This is a genomic window from Parabacteroides sp. AM58-2XD, assembly GCF_003463685.1.
Taxonomy (GTDB): Bacteria; Bacteroidota; Bacteroidia; order Bacteroidales; family Tannerellaceae; genus Parabacteroides; species Parabacteroides segnis.
Genome location: NZ_QSDP01000186.1, coordinates 1 through 5,690 on the forward strand (window position 1 = coordinate 1; position 5,690 = coordinate 5,690).

A 5,690-nucleotide genomic window follows, 5' to 3' on the forward strand; every position below is an offset into this window, starting at 1 on the left:
GGTTTGCAAAATCTTCACGTAAAAAATCCAGTCGTTAAGGTTCTATTTTCATAGTTAAGACTTTTCTATCTGCAAGATTACCTTTATTCCCCAATTACACAACTTTTTTTGAAATATTTTTAATGATTTATGCCACAAAACATATTTTAATAGAAATTTTGGTGCGGTTGCCCTGCTGCAACCCCCCAATATTATTTTAAACAAATTTCTTTACAGGACGGATTATCGCAGTCTTCAGTAAAGTGTGTATTGGTAGATGACAGGGGCGTTTTATGGATTGGTACCCGGTTCGGGTTAAATCGTTTCGACAGGGAAAAGGTGATAGTTTACCAGGAGGAAAAAGACAATCCGTACTCTCTCCCTTATAATGACATTGTTTTTCTGGAAGAAGATGCGGAAAGATATATTTGGGTTGGAACCAGTCGCGGATTAGCCCGCTTTGATCGTGATACCCGGAAATTTGCACGTCAGGAAATAGACGGTGAACCGGTGGTCGTAACTTGTTGTTTTCTCATGCCGGAAGGAGTCTATTTTTTAGGAAAGAAGGGCTTTTTTTGTTATTCCTATGCAGAAAAAAGGATTCTCAAATGTCCGGAAAAGGGTCAGTTACCTGATTTATTACCTAATTATGCTTTTTTGTATAATAAAGAGGATAGGAAGGTTTTGTTTTCTTCTTTAGGAAGTGGTCTTTGGTGGTATTATCCGGATACCGGAGAGATAGAGCAGGTGTCGTTTGTTCAAGAAAAGAATATTTCTTCCATGTATCTGGATTCGCAAGAAGGATTTGGGTGGCTGTTTATAATAAAGGAGTATATTGTTATACTCATGACGGAGAGTTATTGGAACATCTGGAGGCACCGGATAGACTGACTCACAATATTGTACAGGATATGCGGGAAAAGGACGGCGAACTCTGGATTGCGACAGATGGTGGAGGTATCAATATTTATAATTACAAGGATAAGTCCGTGAAAGCCATTATGCATCTGCCGGGTGATCATCACTCTCTTCCGGTAAACTCTTTTGCCAGTCTTTACATTGATGATGAAGATAACATATGGGCTGGCAGTATCCGAGGAGGACTGATAGGAATCAAACCTGTTTTTATGACCACCTATCGGGATGCCCCTCCCGGAGCTTCTTATGGATTAAGTTTCCAGTCGGTTACTTCCATGTATGAAGATACGGACGGGAAAATCTGGATGGGAACAGATGGTGGCGGCCTTAATTTATTCGATCCGGTAAAGGAAATGTTTCAGGAATATTCTTGTACATCGGGTATGAAAATTGTTTCCATCATGCCTTATAGTGATTCGGAATTGTTGTTGTCTTCGTTTGGTGTCGGACTTTGTCTTTTTAATAAAGCGACTGGAGAATGTCGGGAGTTCCGGTTAAATTGGGGGAATGTGCGAAATGATTTATTTCTGCTAGGAAATGCGGTTCGTTTGTACCGTGTGGATGAAAACCGTTTTTACCTTTTATCAGATAATTATTTTTGTGTGTATGACACAAAAAAGCAACAATTCGAATCTTTGCCAGAGGATATGATACCTCATAATTTTTTAGCTCCTTGTTTTGTTTCTGGCGATTCGTGTTATATAAGTTCTTCTAAAGCCTTATATGTGTTGGACTTTCCGCATAAACAGTTACGTCCGCTATTTGTGACAAAGGAAGAATTCGGAACAATTATTTCGGTAAAACAAGATAAAGATAAACGTTTTTGGTTGGGGACTTCTTCCGGATTATATGTATATGACCGCACTACACAAAAGATAGATACTGTTGATACGAAGCGTTTTATAGGGATAACGTCTCTAGCTTTCGACACTCATGATCGTCTTTGGGTGAGTACTCATGAAGGGTTGTATGCGTATGTTTCCCAGGAAAAACGTGTGATCGTTTTCGGAGAATCAGATGGTGTTTTTACACGTGAGTTTTTACCGCAGCCGGCTTTAGAGAGCTCTTCCGGGGATATTTATATTGCAGGTGTGGATGGCGTTGTTAGGGTACGGCCTGATCAGGAATTTCAAAGGGAAGAAGATTTTTCCGTCAGTCTGATCAATCTGGCTTTGGATGGCTCGCCTATTCATCAGGACGGCATATTTGGAGAACAAGTCATTTCCATCCCATGGGATTATGCTTCTCTGGGACTGAGTGTCATCGTTAAAGAGAAGGATTTGATGCGAAAAAAATTATTTCGTTTTGCTATTAAAGGGGATCGTGAAGAACTATTGGAGACTTCCAGCCATGCATTTTCGTTTCCGGCTCTTTCTTCTGGTAATTATGAATTGTGGGTTTCGTATGGGAAGAGGAACGGAGATTGGAGTGTACCATTGAAATTATTAACCGTTCATGTGGTTCCTCCTTTATGGCAGCGAGTATGGTTTGTAGCATTAATGATTGTCGTAGTTTTGACAATAACCGGATGGGTTATTCGTTTGATAATGGAGAAGAAGGAACGGGAACTGGCCTGGGTGATGAAAGAGCATGAGCGTAAGTTCTATGAGGAGAAAGTTCGCTTCATGGTTAATATTAGTCATGAACTGCGTACGCCACTGACCTTGATTTATGCCCCGCTTAAACGTTTATTGAAATCCGGAAAAGTGACGGATGAAGATGTATCCCGCCAATTGAACGGTATGTTGTTACAGACCAGTCGGATGCGGGAAATAGTAGATATGGTGCTCGATGCCCAAAAATCGGACACGAATGGTGATGTCATGGATATCTGTTTTTACAATCTTAATGATTGGATACGGTCGGTAACGGATGATTTCATACCGGAATTTGAAGCACGTGGAATTTGTCTGGAATTCAAGTTGGATACTTCAGTAGAGAAAGTTCCCTTCGACGCATCCAAATGCCGTGTCGTTTTATCTAATTTATTGATAAATGCGATGAAGTTCAGCGAGTCGAATACCCTATTGGTGATTTGTACGGAACGTATAGGAAAAAATGTACGTATTTCTCTTGCCGACCAGGGGATTGGATTGGAACATGTGGATATGGACCGTCTTTTTTCCCGTTTTTATCAGGGTGACCATGATCGTAAAGGTAGTGGAATCGGATTGGCTTATGCCCGTAAACTAGTGGAGTTGCATGGAGGAAGTATTGGTGCTTGTAATAATAAAGACGGTGGTGCGACTTTCTATTTCGACCTGCCGTTGGAACAGGCCTCTGTCTCCGGTGAATCGAATGGAGTTATCGGTTCCGGTGTGGAGAATGCAGGCGTGACGGAAGAGAGTGTCCGGGTAGCACAGGCCGATATATCATTAGCGAAATATACATTGTTGGTGGCTGAAGATGAAACGGATTTGCGTAACTATCTGTCCGGCGTTTTACAGGCAGAATTTAAAGAAGTTTATGTGGCAGCAGACGGAGAAGAAGCATGGGAACTCCTGGGACAATATCAGCCGGATATTATAGTCAGCGATGTTATGATGCCTAGAGTAGATGGTTTTGAACTGTGTCGACGTATTAAAAACGATGTGAAGGTGAGTCATATACCTGTCGTTTTACTTACGGCTCGAGCAGATCAGGCGAGTTCGTTCGAAGGGTATAAGTCTGGTGCGGATATATACTTGGCAAAGCCGTTTGATGTGGATTCCTTGTTAGTGATTTTGCAGAATATATTGAAACAACGCGATCAGCTTCGTGCACGTTATCGGGAGTCCGGTTGTCTGTTCTCTCCGAAAGAGGATGCCGTAAGCAATGCAGATGAACAGTTCATGCAAAAATTGAATACGTTGATTCGTGAGAATCTGACTAATCCGAATTTGAACGTAGCTTTTATTGCTTCTGGGATGGCTATGAGCCGTACGACGCTTTACAGCAAGTTTTGTCATTTGTCGGATATTTCAATCGGCGATTATGTGATCCGGTTCCGGATGGTCGAGGCTGCGCGTTTGCTTTCCTCTTATAAAGATATGAGTATCCAGGATGTTGCAGACCGCGCCGGCTTTTCCAGTGCCCGCTATTTTAGTACGGCTTTTAAACAGAGTTATGGGATGACCCCAACCGAATATCGTCGTAATAATTAAGTTGGGTGTAGATAATCGGAAATCTTACTTTTTTTGCAATGATTTTGATTTAAAGTTTACATTTGTAGAAAAAACAGGGACAAATTGCTATTTTTCAGACGTAACATATCGAGTTATTCCGACAGTGAGTTGGTTCGATTATATAAGGAAACCGGGAAAAACGATTATTTCGGTGAATTGTATAACCGCTATATCCCGTTGATTTACGGTCTGTGTCTGAAATACTTGCAGGAAGAGGTCAAGGCACAGGATGCTGTGATGCAATTGTTTGAAGACCTGTTGCCTAACTGTCACGTTACGAGATACGGGAGTTCAGAACCTGGATTTACAGTGTGGCGAAGAATCATTGTTTTCAGTTATTGCGAAAAGAAAATCCTGAGATTGCAACCGATTTTGACCGGCAGTTTGTGGAATCTTACGATTTATTGCATCTATTAGATAAGGAAGAAACAAGCGACGATGCCCGTACGGCAGCCCTCAAGCATTGCATGGAGAAACTGCCCGAACCGCAGCAACGTTGTATCCTCTCTTTCTTTATGGAAGAAATGTCGTACGCTGATATCATGGAACAGACCGGATATCAGCTGAAAAGTGTAAAAAGTTATATTCAGAATGGCAAACGCAATCTGAAAAGTTGCATAGAAAAGAGAATGGCGCAATGAAAAATCTGATGCAATACATACAAGGTTCACGAAAAGGCAAGGATGCCCATCGCTTGGAAAAGGAAGCGATGAAAGACCCTTTCCTTTCGGATGCGCTCGATGGTTTCCAGGCCGTCGAGGGCAATCATGTGGAAAGTATTGAAGAGATGCGCCGCCGTATTTCCCGCCGTACCCGTTCGCATCGCAACAGCATAACGAAATGGAGTATTGCCGCCAGCCTGTTGATTTGTTTAGGTTTCGGTAGTTATTTCTGGTTGAACAGGCAATTAAGTATGCCGGCACAGTCACCGCTGGCAGTTGTTATGGAGGAACAGGTGGCTCCGTTGCAACAAGCACCGTTGGCGGGTATTGCAGCCGACTCTATGCAAGAACAGGAAAGCGCATCGGGAGCAGGGGAGACCAAAGCGAAGGTCTCTGAAGGCACCCCTCAGTCACCGGCTCCTGTTGTTGCCGAAACCTCTGTAGCCCAGGTAGCAGTTTATTCCGCACCTTGTGAAGATGTCGCTGTAGCCGATATAGTTGCGGAAGAGGAAGCTCCCGTAGCAGCTACGGCCTTAGCCCGTTCGATGCCCCGGCATATACCTCAGCCGGTAATTGGCGAAGAAGCCTATCGCGAATATCTGAAAAAGGAACTTATCCATCCGCAGGATTCTCTTTGCAAAGGAGTGAGCGGAACAGTCGTTGTTGAATTCCATATCAATGAAAAAGGACGCCCTGTCGATTTGAAAGTAAAACAAAGCCTGTGTGAATCGGCCGATAAGGAAGCCCTCCGCCTGATTGAAAAAGGACCGGACTGGCAGGTGGATACGGCTAAGGTGTTTGTCCCGGTTGTTTTTGCTCCGTAGTTTCCTGTATTTCTTTTCCCTGCTATAAATTCCCCATATTCTTATGTTTTTAGCAAAAATTTTCCGATAAAATAGGAGAATAAAATTCATCCCTTTTGATAACGGCGAACATTCTCGCCACAAGTTTTGCCCGTAAAGCATTG

The 5,690-nt window shown here is 42.7% G+C and carries 1 protein-coding gene and 2 pseudogenes; all 3 read left to right on the forward strand.

Features of this window, described 5'->3' with window-relative positions; translation table 11 throughout:
* Positions 1–183: 183 nt before the first annotated feature.
* Positions 184–4,040: pseudogene (locus DXA15_RS24410) on the forward strand (two-component regulator propeller domain-containing protein); the annotation flags it as partial.
* 84 nt (positions 4,041–4,124) lie between these two features.
* Positions 4,125–4,702 (forward strand): annotated as a pseudogene (locus tag DXA15_RS24415) (RNA polymerase sigma factor).
* A complete protein-coding gene (locus tag DXA15_RS24420) occupies positions 4,699–5,547 on the forward strand; it encodes a TonB family protein (RefSeq protein ID WP_128135769.1) in 849 nt (282 codons plus the stop codon). The pseudogene DXA15_RS24415 and the gene DXA15_RS24420 overlap by 4 nt, the downstream one beginning before the upstream one ends.
* Positions 5,548–5,690: the final 143 nt, after the last annotated feature.

Bases quoted from the DNA above. Each gene is read 5' to 3' on its own strand.
- DXA15_RS24420 (WP_128135769.1), top strand. From the start codon at position 4,699: ATGAAAAATCTGATGCAATACATACAAGGTTCACGAAAAGGCAAGGAT.